The 17,839-nt window shown below is 71.7% G+C and carries 14 protein-coding genes; 11 read left to right on the plus strand and 3 right to left on the minus strand.

The annotated features are described in order from the left end of the window. The 4 genes from hxlA to BMY97_RS22355 all read left to right on the plus strand — a co-directional run. The coding region (hxlA, locus tag BMY97_RS22340; protein WP_245787438.1) for a 3-hexulose-6-phosphate synthase at positions 1 to 630 on the plus strand (630 nt) is incomplete at its 5' end. Between the two features lie 40 nt (positions 631 to 670). Then, a complete protein-coding gene (locus tag BMY97_RS22345) occupies positions 671 to 961 on the plus strand; it encodes a hypothetical protein (RefSeq protein WP_091619200.1) in 291 nt (96 codons plus the stop codon). Positions 962 to 1,024: 63 nt separating this feature from the next. Continuing rightward, the gene (locus BMY97_RS22350; protein WP_091619202.1) at positions 1,025 to 1,639 is read left to right on the plus strand and encodes a GPR1/FUN34/YaaH family transporter; all 615 of its coding nucleotides are present in this window, start codon (positions 1,025 to 1,027) and stop codon (positions 1,637 to 1,639) included. 73 nt (positions 1,640 to 1,712) lie between these two features. After that, positions 1,713 to 2,915, plus strand: coding sequence for an NAD(P)/FAD-dependent oxidoreductase (locus BMY97_RS22355; RefSeq protein ID WP_091619204.1), 1,203 nt, complete (start codon positions 1,713 to 1,715; stop codon positions 2,913 to 2,915). A gap of 64 nt (positions 2,916 to 2,979) precedes the next feature. Here the strand turns inward: BMY97_RS22355 and BMY97_RS22360 are convergent, their stop codons facing one another. After that, entirely contained in the window at positions 2,980 to 3,612 is a 633-nt protein-coding gene (locus BMY97_RS22360) for an MBL fold metallo-hydrolase (protein ID WP_091619206.1), read from the minus strand. Further along, positions 3,609 to 4,694 (minus strand): S-(hydroxymethyl)mycothiol dehydrogenase, encoded by a 1,086-nt coding sequence (locus BMY97_RS22365; protein WP_091619208.1) that lies wholly within the window; start codon positions 4,692 to 4,694, stop codon positions 3,609 to 3,611. The genes BMY97_RS22360 and BMY97_RS22365 overlap by 4 nt, the downstream gene beginning before the upstream one ends. 147 nt (positions 4,695 to 4,841) lie before the next feature. Here BMY97_RS22365 and BMY97_RS22370 point away from each other — a divergent pair, with 147 nt between their 5' ends. Then, positions 4,842 to 6,107, plus strand: a complete 1,266-nt coding sequence (locus BMY97_RS22370; RefSeq protein WP_091619210.1) for a helix-turn-helix transcriptional regulator — start codon at positions 4,842 to 4,844, stop codon at positions 6,105 to 6,107. A gap of 108 nt (positions 6,108 to 6,215) precedes the next feature. Here BMY97_RS22370 and BMY97_RS22375 read toward each other — a convergent pair whose 3' ends face one another. Further along, a complete protein-coding gene (locus BMY97_RS22375; protein WP_091619212.1) occupies positions 6,216 to 6,566 on the minus strand; it encodes a hypothetical protein in 351 nt (116 codons plus the stop codon). Between the two features lie 154 nt (positions 6,567 to 6,720). Here BMY97_RS22375 and BMY97_RS22380 point away from each other — a divergent pair, with 154 nt between their 5' ends. The 6 genes from BMY97_RS22380 to BMY97_RS22400 all read left to right on the plus strand — a co-directional run bounded on the left by BMY97_RS22380 (position 6,721) and on the right by BMY97_RS22400 (position 17,701). Then, positions 6,721 to 7,770: a LacI family DNA-binding transcriptional regulator gene (locus BMY97_RS22380; RefSeq protein WP_218156840.1), complete on the plus strand. Its 1,050-nt coding sequence runs from the start codon at positions 6,721 to 6,723 to the stop codon at positions 7,768 to 7,770. Between the two features lie 160 nt (positions 7,771 to 7,930). Beyond that, the gene (locus BMY97_RS22385) at positions 7,931 to 11,698 is read left to right on the plus strand and encodes a GH92 family glycosyl hydrolase (protein WP_091619214.1); all 3,768 of its coding nucleotides are present in this window, start codon (positions 7,931 to 7,933) and stop codon (positions 11,696 to 11,698) included. Between the two features lie 19 nt (positions 11,699 to 11,717). Further along, positions 11,718 to 12,821: a glycoside hydrolase family 183 protein gene (locus tag BMY97_RS22390; RefSeq protein WP_091619216.1), complete on the plus strand. Its 1,104-nt coding sequence runs from the start codon at positions 11,718 to 11,720 to the stop codon at positions 12,819 to 12,821. 13 nt (positions 12,822 to 12,834) lie between these two features. After that, complete coding sequence (locus BMY97_RS47805) at positions 12,835 to 15,042, plus strand: discoidin domain-containing protein (RefSeq protein WP_218156841.1); 2,208 nt, start codon at positions 12,835 to 12,837, stop codon at positions 15,040 to 15,042. Further along, the gene (locus BMY97_RS47810) at positions 15,009 to 16,427 is read left to right on the plus strand and encodes a glycoside hydrolase family 2 protein (protein ID WP_218156842.1); all 1,419 of its coding nucleotides are present in this window, start codon (positions 15,009 to 15,011) and stop codon (positions 16,425 to 16,427) included. The genes BMY97_RS47805 and BMY97_RS47810 overlap by 34 nt, the downstream gene beginning before the upstream one ends. A gap of 38 nt (positions 16,428 to 16,465) precedes the next feature. Next, positions 16,466 to 17,701 (plus strand): SGNH/GDSL hydrolase family protein, encoded by a 1,236-nt coding sequence (locus BMY97_RS22400; RefSeq protein ID WP_177231494.1) that lies wholly within the window; start codon positions 16,466 to 16,468, stop codon positions 17,699 to 17,701. The last annotated feature ends 138 nt before the right edge of the window (positions 17,702 to 17,839 follow it).

Consider the following 17,839-nt stretch of genomic DNA (forward strand, 5'->3'; position numbering starts at 1 on the left):
GTCATGCGGTTGCAGGTGGCGTTGGATGTTGTGGATTTGGGTTCGGCGTTGGGGTTGGCGCGTCGGGTGGCGGAGTTTGTGGATATTTTGGAGTTGGGGACGCCGTTGGTGAAGGCGGCGGGGATGGGTGCGGTGTCGGCGGTGAAGGCGGCGCATCCGGACAAGGTGGTGTTTGTGGATTTGAAGACGGCGGATGCGGGGGAGTTGGAGGCGGGGTTGGCGTTTGAGGCGGGGGCGGATGTGGTGACGGTGATGGGGGTGGCGGATGACGACACGGTGCGGGGTGCGGTGGCGGCGGGGCGGAAGTATGGGAAGGAGGTGGTGGCGGACATGATCGCGGTGACCGAGGGGCGGGTGGCGCGGATGCGGGAGGTGGCGAAGCTGGGGGTGTCGTTCGTGGAGATTCATGCGGGTCTGGATGAGCAGGCCCGGCCGGGGTACAGCATTGACCGGTTGCTGGCGGATGGCCGGGAGGCGGGGGTGGCGTTCTCGATCGCGGGTGGGGTGAAGGCCGCGACGATCGGGGCGGTGCGGGACGCCGGGGCGAGTGTCGCGGTGGTCGGTGGCGGTATCTACAACGCCCCCGACCCCGCCGCCGCCGCCAAGGAACTCAAAAAACTCGCCGCCTGACGGCGAAAACGCCCGATCAGCGAAGAGGAAGGGAGTCGGCGTGGAAGGCCAGAAATCAGGCGCTCGAGACGGCCGGGCACCGGCCGCGGGCGACAGCTACGGCTCGTTGATGCTTCAGGCCGCGGGCGTGCTGCGGCTGCGCTACGTGAAATGCGGCCGCGACACCGCTCTGTCGGCGGAAGCGGCGACCGAGCTGGCGACCGTCTTCGAGGGCATCGCCCAGGGGGCTCCCGCGTTCGACCACATCGATCCGAAAGAGGCGATCGCGCTCGCGCACCGCCTGATCGACGACGACAACCCCCAGCTTTCCCATCTGTGGCCGCAGACCTGACCCGCGGCGGCCGGCCGGCCCGGCCGCACCGATGATCAATCGCAACTCAACGAGGAGTACACGATGACCACTGCCGAAGCCACCGAGGCGCCCACCCGGGCCTTGCCCGAGGGCGACCCGTCCCTGATCGGCGTGCCGACCTTCATCGTCGGCGCGACCGCACTCGGCCTGGTGCTGACCGGATACGTCCCGGCCGGTGCCGTCGGCGCCTCGATCGCGATCATCCTGCCCGCCACCGGCCTCGGCCAGCTCGTCGCCGCGGTGTGGGCCGCGGCGCTGGGCCAGAGCGCCGTCGCCGCCGTGTTCGGCATCTTCGCCGGGTTCTGGCTCAGCTACGCGGTGCTGGTCCTCGGCCTGACCCACAACTGGTTCGGCATCGCCCCCGACGCCGCGGTGTCCACCCAGGGCCTGTTCCTGATCGCCTGGCTGATCATGATCGTCCTGCTGACGCTGGCCAGCCTGCGGCTGCCCGCGACGTTCACGCTGCTGTTCGGCCTGATCGACCTCGCTCTCGCGCTCGTGCTGTTCGGCACCGTGAACGGGTCCACCGGCCTCACCACCCTCGGCGGCTACGTGGTGTTCGCCTTCACCGCCGTCGGCATGTACCTGTTCGCCGGCGCGCTGTCCGCCGCGACGGGCGGCACCCCGCTGCCGCTGGGCCGCCCGGTGCTGACCTGAGCGGATCCGGGGCGGGCGGCCGGTTTCCGGGCGCCCGCCCCGCATCCGTACGTATCGCCAAAGGAGTTCATCTGTGACCTCGCCGACGTTCCTCATCATCGGCGCCGGCCTGGCCGGGGCGAAAGCGGCAGAAGCTTTGCGGGACAAGGGTTTCGACGGCGGGATCACCATCGTCGGCGACGAAGACCACCTGCCCTACGACCGTCCGCCGTTGTCGAAGGACTATCTGGCCGGCAATGCCGCCCGTGACAGCCTGTACGTCCACGACGCGACCTGGTACGCCGAGCAGGGGGTCAGCCTGCGCCCGGGCGTCCGCGCGACCGCCATCGACCGGGCGTCCCACCGGGTGCGGCTCTCCGACGGCACCAGTCTCGGCTACGACAAGCTGCTCCTGGCCACCGGCGCGAGGCCGCGCACGCTGCCGGGCGCCGCCGGGGTCCATTACCTGCGCCGGGTCGAGGATTCGGACTGGCTCAAAGGCCTGTTCACCACCGCCGCCAGCCTGGCCGTGATCGGCGCCGGCTGGATCGGGCTGGAGGTCGCGGCCGCCGCCCGTCAGGCCGGGCTGGACGTGACCGTGGCCGAAGCGCTCCCCTTGCCCCTGCTCCCCGCGCTCGGCCGCGAGCTCGGTGCCGTGTTCGCCGACCTGCACCTTCAGCACGGTGTCGACCTGCACCTCGGCGTGCGGGTCGAGCACATCGAACGAGGCAAGCGGGCCAAGCTCTCCAACGGCTGGGAGTTCGAGGCCGACGCGATCCTGGCGGGCATCGGCGCCCAGCCCAACACCGGTCTCGCGCGCGCCTGCGGGCTGCGGGTCGACAACGGCGTGCTGGTCGACGCGAGCCTGCGCACCAGCGATCCGGACATCTTCGCCGCCGGGGACGTCGCCAACGCCTACCATCCGCTGCTGGGCCGGCATCTGCGCGTCGAGCACTGGGCGAACGCGCTCAACCAGCCCGTGGTCGCGGCGGCCGGGATGCTCGGCAAGGACGAGGTCTACGAGAAACTGCCCTACTTCTACACCGACCAGTACGACCTCGGCATGGAATTCGTCGGCAGCATAGACGGCTACCACCGCGTCGTGTACCGCGGCGACGTGCCCGGCCGCGAGTTCATCGCCTTCTGGCTCAAGGACAATCGCGTCGTCGCGGGGATGAACGTCAACGTCTGGGACGTCATCGAACCGATCGGCGCGCTCATCCGCTCCGGCCGCCCGGTCGATCCGGACCGCCTGGCCGACACCGGCCGGCCGCTCGACGAGATCGGCGCCGCCTGACCGGGCCGGCCGGGCAGTCCGTTTCGGACAGTCTGTTTCGGACGGTGCCCGGCCGGTCCGCGGCTCAATGCCCGCGCGCGATCCAATCCGAGAGGTGCGGCGCCTCGTCACCGATGGTCGTGCCGTCGCCGTGTCCGGTGTGGACCTTCGTGTCGCCGGGCAGGGCGAGCAGCCGGTCCCGGATCGAGGAGATGATCGTCGGGAAGTCCGAAAAGGACCTTCCGGTCGCGCCGGGACCGCCCGAGAACAAGGTGTCGCCGGAGAACAGGGCACCGGCTTCGGGCAGGTGCAGGCAGATCGAGCCGGGCGAATGCCCCGGGGTGTGGACGATCCGCAGCTCCGTGCCCGCGACCGCGATCCGCTCGCCGTCCTGCGCGGACCAGAACTTCTGCTCGGGATGAGTGAGCTCCCAGAGCGCCTGGTCGCCGGGGTGGAGCAGCACCGGGGCGTGCAGGTTCGCGCCGAGCGCGGGCGCGACCGTGACGTGGTCGTTGTGCCCGTGCGTGCAGACGACGGCCACCACATCGCGGCCGTTGACGGCCTCGGTGATCGCCTTCTCGTCGTGGGCGGCGTCGACGATCACGACGTCGTGGTCATCGCCGATCAGCCAGATGTTGTTGTCGACCTCCCAGGTGCCGCCGTCGAGCTGGAAGACGCCCGAGGTGACGACCCGTTCGATCCGCAGCGCCCCGCTCACAACACCACCACCGAGCGCAGCACGTCGCCCGCGTGCATCGCGTGGAACGCCTTCTCGACGTCGGCGAGGCCGATGCGTTCGGAGACGAATTTCTCGAGCGGCAGCCGGCCGCCCTGGTGCAGGTCGACCAGCATCGGGAAGTCCCGCTCCGGCAGGCAGTCGCCGTACCAGGAGGATTTCAGCGCGCCGCCGCGGGAGAAGAAGTCGAGCAGCGGCATCTCCAGCCGCAGCTCCGGTGTGGGCACGCCGACCAGCACCACCGTGCCGGCCAGGTCACGGGCGTAGAACGCCTGCTTCCAGGTCTCCGGACGGCCGACCGCGTCGATGACCACGTCGGCGCCGAAACCCCCGGTGAGCTCCCGCACCGCGGCGACCGTGTCGGTTTCCGACGCGTTGACGGTGTGCGTGGCGCCGAGGTCGCGCGCCCACTCGAGCTTCCGCTCGTCCCGGTCCACCGCGATGATCGTGGTCGCCCCGGCCAGGCGGGCGCCGGCGATCGCCGCGTCGCCGACTCCCCCGCAGCCGATCACCGCGACCGAGTCGCCGCGGCCGACCGCGCCGGTGTTCACCGCGGCGCCGAGGCCCGCCATCACGCCGCAGCCCAGCAGGCCCGCGACCGCCGGGTCCACGGCGGGATCGACCTTGGTGCACTGCCCGGCGTGCACCAGCGTCTTGTCCGCGAACGCGCCGATGCCCAGTGCCGGGGTCAGCTCGGTGCCGTCGGCCAGCGTCATGCGCTGCGTCGCGTTGAAGGTGTCGAAGCAGTACTGCGGGCGCCCGCGCCGGCACGCCCGGCACTGGCCGCACACCGCGCGCCAGTTGAGGATGACGAAGTCACCGGGCCGGACGGAGTCGACGCCGGCGCCGACGCTTTCCACCGTGCCCGCGGCCTCGTGCCCGAGCAGGAAGGGGAACTCGTCGTTGATTCCGCCCTCGCGGTAGGTCAGGTCGGTGTGGCAGACCCCGCAGGCCGCCACGTCGACGACGACCTCACCGGGCCCGGGGTCCGGGACCACGACGTCGACCAATTCCACCGGGCTGCCCTGCGAACGGGCGATCACACCGCGCACCTGCTGTGGCATTCCTCTTCCTTCGTGCCGAGCGACAAACCGTGCGCCGGAGCGCATACGATCTCGAAGCTAGTCCGGCTGCGGCCGGCGGCGGCCCGCCCGACAGTCGAGGATTTACTGGTCTTCCGACCAGGTAGCCGCCGGGTTAGGCTGACCGGGATGCCCGCTGACCAGCACTCCCCCGCCGCCGTCGACCTGCCCGCGCTCCGCGACGTCGTCGACGGCCCGCTGCACGAAATCGCCGGGCGGTTCTCCCGTTTCCTCGCCGACGTCTGGCCGCACCGCGCGCTCGTCATCTTCACCCGGGAGTGCACCGGCCGGCCGCGCAAAGTCGCCGGCGAGGCCGCGTTGACCGGCAAGATCACGATCGCCGAGCTCGAAGAGCTGAAGGCCGCCATCCGGCCCGGCCCCGCGGTCGGCACGACCGCGCGCCTCGGCGGCGGCGCGGCCCGCACGGTCTGGTCCGCGCACGATCCCGGTGGCACGCTGCTCGTGCTGCTCCCCCGGTCGGCACCGAAACCGGTCCCGCGGCCCGCGCTGCTCGCCGGGCTCTTCGGGATCGTCGCGACCTCCATCCGGCAGCAGGTCGCGCAGGCCAGCCCGGACTACCTCACGGAATCCCTCGCGGCGTCGAGTGAACGCGCACGCACCATCGTCGAAATGGCCGCGGCACAGGAAAGAACGCTGGTCACCGTCCTGACCGCGTTGCGCTCGACCAAACTGGACGCCGAGGGCGCCCGCCGCGCCGCGACCGAAGCCGCCTCCGACGCGCTGGTGGCACTGCGGTCCGCGCGCGCCGCCGATCTCGCCGTGTCGGAAGAGCCCGCCCACGCCGCCTTCACCCGGCTGCGCCGGGAAGTCCGGCAGGTGCTGCGCCACCACGACGCCGAACTGGAGTTCGTGCCGCCGGCCAAGGACGCGGGCCCGCTGACCGGCGAGCTCGCGCACGCCGCGCGCGCGATGACCGGCACCGCGGTGCTGGCGTTCACCGCGCAGCCGGCCCTGGCCCGGCTGCGCATCGCGTGGTCGTGCGACGATTCGTTCCTGCGCTTGGACATCCGCGACCAGGAGTCCGGCCGCCTCGACGCCGACGAGCTGCGTTTCCAGCTGGCCGGCCGGGCGAAAGCCCTCGGCGCCACCGTGGACGTCGACGCGGTGCCGGGCTGGGGAAGCCGCGCCACGATCGCACTCCCCCTCGCCGTCGCCGCCGAGAGCACCGACGCCCCCGGACTTTCCCGGCTCAACCGGCGCGAGCTCGAAGTCCTGCGCCACGTCGCCCAGGGCTTGCGCAACAAGGCGATCGCCGCGCGCCTCGGCATCACGGAGAGCACGGTCAAATTCCACGTCGCCAACGTGCTGAAGAAGCTGGAAATCAGCTCTCGCGGGGAAGCCGCGGTAGTGGCACTGAGCGCCGGGATCACTTGACGGCGAAGCGTTTTTTGCCGGACAGGGCGCCGTCCGCCGCCACTCTCAGCCCGGCGAGAAACGACCTAGGCACCCTCGGGCCTTGGCCGAGAAAGGCATCGCCTTAGATCAGCCTCCGTGCTCGATGAGATCCTTCACTGCCTGCAGAAGCCAGGAATTGAAGTCGGGGAAGCGCGGACCACGTTGTTCCCACCCCACAGCGGCACCCATGTGGACGACGGCGACATCTCCCAGGTCCAGGTCCCAGCATGCCACGTCATCCCGGTCCTCACGCTTGGCGAACAGGACCAGACGACGTGACGGGTAAGCGGAAACAAGCCCGTGCACAAGGGTTCTCAGCAGTGTTCCGTCGATGATCCACCACGGCTCCAGGCGCGTGAGACCGAGTTCGACCACCCGAAGAAATTCCGGTGGGTAGGCGAAGTTCGCGGGCAGTTCCCCGTCGGTCAGCAAGTCCATCGCCGTTGCCACTCCATCCTGTCCACGGTGATCCCATGGGAAACCTCCCCATCGGGCATCCGAACTGTGTCGATCCGGGCCCCCGGCCCAGCCTTCCGCAGCCACGACGCCACGGACGCACCGGTCCCCTTCGTCCTTGCGGTACCGTCCGGAAATGGCCGACGCGCCGAAGGAGACCGGCCGCCGGGGTCCCGCGCCCACTGGGCGGCCGACGATGCGTGACGTCGCGATGGCGGCGTCGGTGAGTGTGAAGACCGTCTCCCGGGTCGTGCACAACTACCCGTTCATCAGCGACGACGTCCGCGGGCGGGTCCAGGCCGAGATCCGCCGCCTCGGGTTCCGGCCCAACGGGTACGCCGTGGGCCTGCGGCGGACCGACCGGATCGGCGGTGGGATCGGCGTGCTCGCCGCGGACCTGGCCGACCCGTTCTACGCGGCGATGGTCAGCGCCGTCGAAGAAGTCAGCACCGGGCGGTCGTTCACCACGCTCGTGGCCGGTTCGGGTGAGGATCCCGCCCGTGAACGCGCGCTGCTGACCTCCTTCGTCGAACGCCGGCTCGACGGGCTCGTGGTCGTTTCGGCCGACCGCGCGCACGATCACCTGCGCCCCTACCTCGATGCCGGGACCCGGATCGTGTTCGCCGACCGGCCACCGCGGCGGCTGCCGGTGGACTGCGTCCTCGCCGGGCACGCGGCCGGAGCCGCGCAGGCAGTGCGGCACCTGCTCGGGCAGGGGCACACGGCCATCGCCTACGTGGGGCACTCCCCCGCGGTGCACACGGCCGCCGAACGCCTGCGGGGTTTCCGCGCCGAGCTGGGTGCGGCCGGGCTCGAGCCGCACGCCGTCCACACCGACGCGATCGACTCGGCGGCGGCGTTCCGGGTGACCGCCGGACTGCTCGCCGCCGGCGCCGCCCCGACCGCGATCTTCGCCGACAACCCCCGGATCGTCGGCGGCGTCGCCCGGGCCATCGCGGCGTCCCGCGCGCCGGAGACGGCATTGGTCGCCTTCGACGACTCCGAGCTCGCCGAAGCACTGGGCGTGACGGTGGTCGCCCAGGACGTCCGCGAGCTGGGCGGCCAGGCCGCGCGGTTGTTGTTCGCGCGTCTCGACGGCGAACGGTCACGCCCGCGCCGAGTCGTCCTGCCGACCACGCTCGTCCCCCGCGGCTCGGGGGAAGGCCGCGGCACAACCCTGCGCTGATCCAGGCCGATCCGGCGACCTTCCCGAAGCACTGTTGGCCAGGTTTCTGTCCTGTTCAGAGCGTTGACAACGCTGACAACCGCGGCCGACACTTAGCGCCGCTGCCAACGTTGTCACCCCAGCGGGCCGACCGCCCGGCTGATCCACGAGGGAGCCCGCCGTGGCCGTTGTCCCCCACCGACCGCTGGTTGCCGCCGCGGCGGCCCTGATCGTCTCGAGCCTGCTCGCCGCGACACCGGCCGGCGCGGCCGGCTCCGCCTTCCGGTCCTCGTTCGAGGCCGGGGATCCCGCGCTGTCCTGGGAAAGCACTCCCGAACCGGGCGCGCACGACGTGGTCCCGGGCGCGGCTCTGCCGGCGGCGGCCGCGCCGGCCGCGGTGAGCGGCGACGGGACCGCACCCGGAGCCGCGGTCGACCACGACCCCGCCACCAGCTGGCAGGTTCCCGCCACCGGCGGCACCTTGACCCTGGCGCTCGGCACCACGACGGCGGTCGTCACCTACACCCTGACCTCCGCCGGGGACACCCCGGCGCGCGACCCGAAGGCCTGGACCCTGCAGGGCTCGGCCGACGGCACCCGCTGGCAGACCGTCGACGACCGGCGCGACCAGGACTTCACCCAGCGCGGCCAGACCCGGGTGTTCGCCGTCGCGCACCCCGGGGCCTACCGGCAGTACCGGCTCGCCGTGACCGCGAACCACGGCGACGCACACCTCCAGCTGGCCGAAATCGCGCTGGGTGGCCAGGGCGGCACCCCCGGGATGACCGCGGAAGTCGGTGACGGTCCGGCGGCCGGCCCGACCGTCAAACCGCACCAGGGTTTCAGCGGCACCCGCTCCCTGCACTACGAGGGCTGGCAGACCGGCGCCGGCGGGACCGTCACCGACCGGCTCTACGACGTCCGGGTGCCGGTGGGGCGCACCACGCGGCTGTCGTACGTGGTCTTCCCCGAGTTCACCGGCAACGACACCACCTACCCGAGCACCTACGCCGCCGTGGACCTGCAGTTCACCGACGGCTCGAAGCTCAGCGGCCTGCCCGTCACCGACCAGAACGGCGTCCGGCTCACCGCGCCGGCCCAGGGCGCGGCGAAGACCCTCCACACCGGACAGTGGAACCAGGTCACCGCCGACCTCGGCGCCGTCGCGGCCGGCAAGACCGTCGTCCGGATCCAGCTCACCTGGACCGGGCCGGGCGACCGCGCCCACTTCGCCGGCTGGGTCGACGACCTCGCCATCGCGGACGGCCCGGCCGGGTCGTGCGCCGACCGGCACGTCACCGAGTGCGCCGTGACCACCCGCGGCACCAACTCCTCCGGCGACTACTCCCGCGGCGCCACCATCCCGGCCACCTCGCTGCCGCACGGCTTCAACTTCTGGACGCCGATGACCGACGCGTCCTCCACCGGCACCCTCTACCAGTACTCCCGCGACAACACCCCGGCCGGACGCCCCGCGCTGCAAGCCTTCTCCGTCAGCCACGAGCCGAGCCCGTGGGTCGGCGACCACCAGACGTTCCAGGTCATGCCGTCCACTTCGGACACTCCCGGAACCGCCGACCGCGCGAAGCGGGCCCTCACCTTCAGCCACGACCACGAATCCGCGCGTCCCGACCGGTACGGCGTCACCTTCGACAACGGCCTGAGCACCGAGATGACGCCGACCGACCACGCCGCCGTCTTCCGGTTCCGCTTCCCCGCGGGCGGGGACAGCCTGATCTTCGACAACGTGGACGGCCGCTCGGGCCTCACCCTCGACCGGGCAGCCGGCGTGGTCACCGGGTTCTCCGACGTCAGCGGCTTCTGGGGCGCGCCGCGGATGTTCGCCTACGCCACCTTCGACCGCCCGATGACCGCGTCCGGCTCGCTGGCCGGCGGCGGTGGCCCCGCGGCCTACGCGGGCTTCGGCCTCGGCGCCGACCGCACCCTGACCATGCGGATCGCGACTTCGTTCCTCAGCGTCGACCAGGCCAAGCACAGCCTGGAGCTGGAGGTCGGCGCCCGCGGTTTCGACCAGGTCCGCGCCGACGCCCAGCGGACGTGGGACCGGCAGCTCGGCGTGATCACCGTCGACGGCGCGACCGAGGACCAGCTGACCACGCTCTACTCGAGCCTCTACCGCCTCAACCTGTACCCGAACGAGCTGGCCGAGAACACCGGCGACGCGCGACGGCCCGATTACCGTTACGCCAGCCCGTATTCCGGCAGCGCCGGGCCGAACACACCGACCACGACGGGGTCCGCGATCAAGAGCGGGCGACCGTACGCCAACGAAGGGTTCTGGGACACCTACCGCAGCGCGTGGTCGCTGGACTCGCTGCTCTACCCGAGCCTGACCGGGCAGATGATCGACGGGTTCGTGCAGCAGTACCGCGACGGCGGCTGGGTCGGCCAGTGGACCGCGCCCGGCTACCTCGGCTTCAGCGGCACCAGCTCGGACGTCGCCATCGCCGACGCCTACCTGCGCGGCGTCACGAACTTCGACGTCGCCTCGGCCTACGAAGCCGCGGTGAAGGACGCGATGGTGCCCTCGTCCGGGCTGACCGGCCGCCCGGACGTGCAGCACACGACGTTCCTCGGCTACACACCGGCCGAAACGGGCTCGAGCGCGTCGGCGTCGCTGGAAGACTGGATCGCCGACTACGGCATCGCGCAGATGTCGCTGAAGCTCTACAACACCGCCAAGCCAAGCGATCCGCGGCGCGACGAGTACCTGACCAACTACCACTACTTCCTCGACCGCTCCTCCGGCTACGCGAAGATCTTCGAGCCCCAAACCGGTTTCTTCCAGCCCAAGAACACCGCCGGTGAGTGGGCCCACGCGCCCGGGACGTACAACCCGCTCGACTGGAACGCCGGCGACTACACCGAAGGCGACGGCTGGACGTACGCGTTCTCCGTCCCGCAGGACGGCGCCGGCCTGGCCGGGCTCTACGGCGGTCAGGCGGGACTCGCGAAGAAGCTCGACCAGTTCTTCGCCACGCCGGAAACCGCGCAGTACGGCGGCGGCTGGGGCGGGCCGTACCACGAGATGTTCGAGTCCCGTGACGACCAGTTCGGCCAGTGGGCCTACAACGACCAGCCCGCCATGCACGTGCCCTACATGTACGACTACGCCGGGCAGCCGTCGAAGGCCGCCGGTCTCGTGCGGTCGATGCTCGCGCGCTCGTTCACCGGCAGCGGCATCGGCCAGGGCTACCCCGGCGACGAGGACAACGGCTCGATGTCGGCGTTCTACGTGATGAACGCCCTCGGGTTCTACCCGCTGCAGAGCGGTGCGCCGACGTTCGCGATCGGCTCGCCGCTCTACGACCGGGCGACCCTCCACCTGGAGAACGGCCGCACGCTCACCATCACCGCGTCCGGCAACTCCGCGCGCAACGTCTACGTGCAGGCGATGTCGGTCAACGGCCGCCCGAGCAGCCGTACCTGGGTGAACCACGACGACCTCGCGAACGGCGGCCGGATCGACTTCCTGATGGGTCCCCAGCCGTCGCGGTGGGGCACCGGGCCGCAGGACGCGCCACCGTCGGCGGACGCCGCCCCGCAACAGGACTTCGCCGCGCCGGGCACCACGACGACCGCCGCGGTCACGGACAACACTTCCGCCACCGTCGCCGATCTGCCCGCGACGGGCGGGAACGTGAGCTTCACGCTCCCGGCCGCGCACCGGGTCGAGCAGTACACGGTGACCGCGGGCCCGGCCGACGGTGTCGATCCGGCGACGTGGACCCTGTCCGGCTCCGCGGATGGCGTCCACTGGACGACGCTCGACCGGCGTCAGGACCAGAAGTTCCTGTGGCGCAACCAGACCCGCGTCTTCACGCCATCGCAGAGCGGCGCCTACCAGTACTACCGGCTCGACGTCGCCGCCGCGCCGGGCGCCGCCAAGACGTCGATCGCCGAACTCGAACTGCTCGGGCACCGCTGACCACGGAAAGGACCGGCCCATGATCGCCCGCCGCACCCTGGCGCTGTGCGCCGCCCTCACTGTTTCACTCGGCCTCGCCGGGCCGGCCGCCGCGACCGGCCGGCCGCTGCGGATCGTCGGCGCGCAGGCCGACACCGCGCTCACCCAGCGCTGGCAGGATTTCGGCCGCCGCCCCGGCGTCGGCTGGGCGGCCGCGGACGGCACCTACTCGACCCGGCTGCCCTCCGGGCTGGTCGCGTGGCTGTTCAACGACACGTTCTTCGGACCGGTGCGCGCCGACGACAGCCTGCCGGAGTCGGCGCCGTTCACCCACAACTCGGCCGTACTGTCCACATCGGACGCCAAGCACCTGCTGACGACCATCGCGCCGGGCCCGCCGGGACACCCGCAGTCACTCGTCGGCCCGACCCCGCAGAGCCCGGGCGCGCCGAACGACCACTGGTACTGGAACGGCGACGGCATCGTCGACGGCGGGAAGCTGCGCGTGATCGAGTTCGAGCAGGCGCCGACCGACGGCCCGCCGCCGTTCAACTTCGCCTGGACGCGCACGAAGCTGGCGACCCTCGACCCGTTCACGTTCCGGCTGGAGAAGCTCGCCGAAGTGCCGTCGGCCGGCGGGGTCCAATGGGGCACCGAGCTCATGCGCGACGGCGCGTGGACCTACATCTACGGCGTCGAGGGCGACGGCTTCACGAAGTACCTGCACCTCGCCCGCGCCCCGCTCGGCCGGCTCGACGGGCCCTGGCAGTTCCGCACCGCGACCGGCTGGACGGGCGACCCGGCGGCGTCGGCGCGGCTGCTCGGCAACGTCGGCAGTTCCTTCGGCGTGACCCCGGTCGGCGGCGAATACCTGCTCACGACGTTCGACTCGGGCCTGACCAGCACCATCCACGCCTACCACGCGCCCAGCCCGGCCGGCCCGTTCACCGGCGGCGAGACGGTCTACACCGCGCCGGAGGCCGGCAACGGCCGCTACACCTACAACGTCGCCGCGCACCCGGAGATCAGCCGCCCCGGGCACCTGGTCATCTCCTACAACACCAACAGCGAAAAGCTCGCCGACCTCTACGCGAACATCGACAACAACCGGCCGCGGTTCGTCGACCTCCAGCTGTCCCGATAAGGAGTCCCGCCCCGTGAGCGATGTTTCCCGCCGCCGGTTCCTCCAGTCCAACGCCGTCCTGCTCGCCGGCCTGGGCATCCCGGCCGCACTGCCCGAAGCCGCCGAAGCCCGCCCGCCGGCCACCGACCTCGCGCGCTACCGGCCGGTGTCGGTGTCCTCGACCGCGTACGCGCCGACGCCGGCGTGGTTCGCCGTCGACGGGCTGGCCGAGACCGGCGTCCGCGGCTCTGGCTGGCGCGCCGGCGCGGGCGACCCGCAGTGGCTCGCCGTCGACCTGCAGGCGCCTTGCACCGTCGAGTCGGTGGTCCTGGTGTTCGAGGCGACCGCCACCGACCCGGCCTTCACGCCCGCTTCGGGCATCAACCCGTTCCTCGACACCACCGGCTGGGAAGTGCTCTCCAGCTCCGCGGTCGCGTTCACCCTCGACGTCTCCGCCGACGGGCGCGCCTGGCAGACCGTCCACGCGGCCACCGGCAGCCCCGGCGGCCGTGTGGTGATCACCCTCGACAAGCCGGTCACCGCCCGTTGGGTACGGCTCTCCGCCACGGCACAAGCGAACGTCAATCCGCTCGGGGTCAACGCGTTCGAGGTCTACGGGCGCACCGGCCGCCCCCGCCCGGCCGCCACCGGGTGGACCGACTGGGGCCGGCACCCCGGCCCGCCGCCCGCGTTGACCACAGCGGACGACGGCACCGTCCCGCTGGAGTCGGGCTGGGCGCTGACCATGGACTCCCGCGTGAGCGCCGACGGGCCCGCGCTCGCCCGCGCCGGTGCCGACACCTCGGCCTGGCTGCCCGCGACCGTGCCCGGCACCGTCCACACGGCACTGGTCGAGCAGGGCAAGCTGCCCGAGCCGACCAACGGGTTCGGCAACATGCGTGCGCCGGAAGCACTGTCGCGGCACAGCTGGTGGTACCGCCGGGAGTTCACGCTGCCCCGCGGGTTCGACGCGGGCCGCCGCGTCTGGCTGGAGTTCGACGGCGTCGACCACCACGCGCAGGCATGGGTGAACGGGGTCTCCGCCGGCGAGCTGACCCACCCCGTGGCGCGGGCGGCCTTCGACATCACCGCGGCCCTGCACGGCCACGGCACCCACGCCCTCGCCGTGCGGATCGACCCGATGCCGCACCCGGGCAACCCCGGCGACAAGGGCCCCGACGGCGTCTCGACGTTGAACTCCAACGCCGAGCAGAAGGACCTGCCTGGCTACATCTCGATCAGCGGCTGGGACTGGATGCCCGGCGTCCGCGACCGCGGCGCGGGCATCTGGAACCACGTCCGGCTGCGCTCGACCGGCGACGCCGTGCTCGGCGAACCCCGCGTCGACACCAAGCTGCCGAACCTGCCCGACACCACGGTCGCCGAAGTGACGGTGGTCGTCCCGGTGCGCAACGCTTCGTCCGGGACTCTCTCGGTGACCGTCGCCATCGAGCTGGCCGGCGCGCGGGCCGACCGCCGGGTGGACGTCGCGGCGGGCGCCTGGGCCGACGTCACGTTCAGCCCGGCGACCGACCCGGCGCTGCGGCTGGCCCGGCCGGAACTGTGGTGGCCCAACGGTTACGGCGAACCGACGCTGCACCCGCTGACGACGACCGCCACCGTCGAGGGCCGGGTCAGCGACCGCCGCACGGTACGCACGGGCCTGCGGCAGTTCGGCTACGCCGCGACCCAGCCGATCGTGATCGACCCGGCCACCGACCACTCCCCGCCGCAGACGGTCGAATTCGACCGGACCACCGCCCGGCACGTGCGGATCCAAGGCGGGAAGCGCGCGACCGGCTACGGGATTTCCCTGTGGACACTGTCCGTTGTGGACGGTTCCGGGCCCGATCTGGCGCGCTCGAAGACCGCGACCGCGTCGTCGGAGGACAACGCGAACGACACCGCCCCGAACGCCGTGGACGGCCGCGACGACACGCGCTGGTCTTCGGGGTACTCCGACGACCAGTGGATCCAGGTCGACCTCGGCGTGCCGACGGCGTTCGACCGCGTCGTGCTCACCTGGGAGACCGCGTACGCGCTGACCTTCACCGTGCAGGTGTCCGACGACGGCGGCACCTGGCGTGACGTCAAGCAGGTCAGCAACGCCGGCACCCCGCTGCAGATCAGCGTCAACGGGGTGCGCGTGTTCGCGAAGGGCGGCAACTGGGGCTTCGACGAGCTGCTGCGCCGCGTGCTCCCCACCGGATGGCCGACACCGTCGAACTGCACCGCGACATGAACTTCACCATGATCCGCAACTGGGTCGGCGCCAGCAACCGGGAAGAGTTCTTCGCCGCCTGCGACGAGAACGGCATCCTGGTGTGGAACGACTTCTGGGCCGGTGACGCGATCTTCCCGCCCGACAACGACGTCTTCCTGGCCATCGCCGCGGACACCGTCGTGCGCTACCGGCACCACCCCTCGATCGCGGTGTGGTGCGCCACCAACGAAAGCGACCCGCCGGCGGCCATGGACGCCGGGCTGCGCGCCCTGCTCGCCCGGGAACAGCCGGAGCTGTGGTACCAGGGCAACTCCGCGGGCGGCGTCGTCACCGGGCACGGGCCGTACTCCTGGATCGACCCCGCCCGCTACTTCGACGGCGACACGTACTCGATCGGCAGCTACGGCTTCCACACCGAGATCGGCCTGCCGACCGTGCCGGTCGCGGAAAGCATGCGGCACCTCGCGGGCGATCAGCCGGCTTGGCCGATCGGACCGGTGTGGTTCAACCACGACTGGTGCACCCGCGGCGGCCAGAACCCCGACACCTATCGCGCCGCGATCGAAGACCGGTTCGGGACCGCGTCCTCGCTCGAGGACTTCTGCGCCAAGGCCCAGCTGGTCAACTACGAGAGCATGCGCGCCATTTTCGAGGCCTACAACGCGGCCCTGTGGAACGACGCATCGGGCGTGCTGCTGTGGATGTCCCACCCGGCGCACCACAGCACGGTCTGGCAGACCTACGACTACGACCTCGACACCAACGGCAGCTTCCACGGCGCCCGCAAGGGCTGCGAACCCCTGCACGTCCAGGCGCGGCTGTCGGACTGGCAGGTCCACGCGGTCAACCAGACCGCGCAGCCCCTCGACGGCGCCACGGTGCACGCCGAGCTGCTCGACCTGCGCGGCCGGTCGCTGGGCGCCCCGCTGACCGCGCCGCTGTCGGTACCGGCATCCTCGGTTTCGGCGGCGTTCACCGTGCCCTTCACCGCGGCCCTGCCACCCCTGCACCTGTTGCGGCTGCGCCTGGTCGGGCACGACGGCACCGAGCTCTCGCACAACGTCTACTGGCGCTACCGGACCCCGGCCGACGCGCGGGAGCTGGCCCGGACCCCCACCGACGTCGACCTGCGCACCGGCCCGGCCCGCCGTGCCGGCGACCGTTCCGAAGCGGTGGTCACCGTGCGCAACACCGGCCGCGCGGTCACCGCGGGCCTCCGCCTTTCGGCCCGCGACGCGCGGACCGATCAGCGGGTGCTTCCGTTGCGCTGCAGCGAGAACTACCTATGGCTGCTCCCGGGCGAGACCGCCGCGGTGACGGTCTCCTGGCCCAGCCGGGCCCTTTCGTCCGGGCGGCCGCGCTTCGTGGCGGAAGGCCTCAACCTCCCGCGTCGCACGACCTGAACAATCCGCGGTTCCCGGCGACCCGAAGGAAGACCGAAATGAGAAGAGCATTCGCAGCGGTGGCCGTCGGCGTCACCGCGTTTTCGCTGGCGGCCGCCGTTCCGGCCGACGCCCGGCCCGCGGTCCCGGCGGTGGGCGCCTGGGCGGCGGCACCGGTCGCCGGGCAGACCCTGTTCGGCTGCCCGGGCGGTGACGGCGGGCTGCAGGACCAGACCGTGCGCAACGTCGTCTACCCGAGCGTCGACGGGTCGAAGGTGCGGGTCCGGCTGAGCAACCAGTTCGGCACGTCGCCGCTGGTCGTCCCGGCCTCGTCGATCGGCGTGGTCCTCTCCGGTGCGCAGCTGGTGCCCGGTTCGAGCCACCCGCTCACCTTCGGCGGGAGCAACGCGGTGACGATCGTGCCCGGCTCGTCGGTGGTCAGCGACTGGCTCGAGATGCCGGTGCGGGCGCGCCAGGAACTCGCCGTGAGCGTGTACGTGCCGCGGTTCAGCGGCCCGGCCACCGAGCACCCGTCGGCGCAGCAGGACAACTTCGTGTCCAAGACCGGCGACTGGTCCGCCGCCGAGGACTCCAGCGGCTACCCGGCGACGATCCCGTGCTGGTTGTTCGCCAGTGGGGTCGACGTAGCGGCACCGTCCACTGTGGTCGGTTCGGTGGTCGGTTTCGGCGACTCGATCACCGACGGCGCGAACTCGGCGATGAACGCGAACGACCGGTGGCCGGACGAACTGGGCCGGCGGCTGCACGAGCGCAAGGGCAAGACGCTGTCGGTGGTGAACGAGGGCATCGGCGGCAACCAGGTGCTGCAGGACTCGGGACTGTCCGGGGTCAGCGCACTCGCGCGGTTCGACCGCGACGTGCTGGGCCAGCCGGGAGTGCGGGCCGTCATCTTGCTCGAAGGCGTCAACGACATCGGCGCCAGCGATCTCGGTACCCGGCCGCACCTCTCGCCGGCCGACCTGATCGCCGGCTATCGGCAGCTGATCGCCCGGGCGCACGCCGCCGGCGTCCGGATCTACGGCGCGACCCTGCTGCCGTTCAAGGGCGCCCTCTACTGGTCGGAGGACGGCGAACACACCCGCGCGGCAGTGAACGACTGGATCCTGCACAGCGGCGAGTTCGACGGCACGGCCGACTTCGCCGCGTCCGTGGCGAACCCCGCGGACCCCCAGGTATACGACCCCCAGTACGACAGCGGCGACCACCTCCACCCCAACGACGCCGGCTACCGCGCAATGGCCCAGGCCGTCGACCTGTCCATGCTGGTGCGCTGAGAGTCTCGATGGTGACAGTGCCATTGAGGGTGACCGTGCCGTGCATGGTGCCACCGAGACCGGAATCCAGATCGAAGTCGATCCCGTCGGGGACAGCAGGCGGCGCGGTGGTGGCCGGGCCGAACTGCTGGACGGCGG

It is taken from the genome of Amycolatopsis saalfeldensis (assembly GCF_900110575.1).
Classification (GTDB): Bacteria; Actinomycetota; Actinomycetes; order Mycobacteriales; family Pseudonocardiaceae; genus Amycolatopsis; species Amycolatopsis saalfeldensis.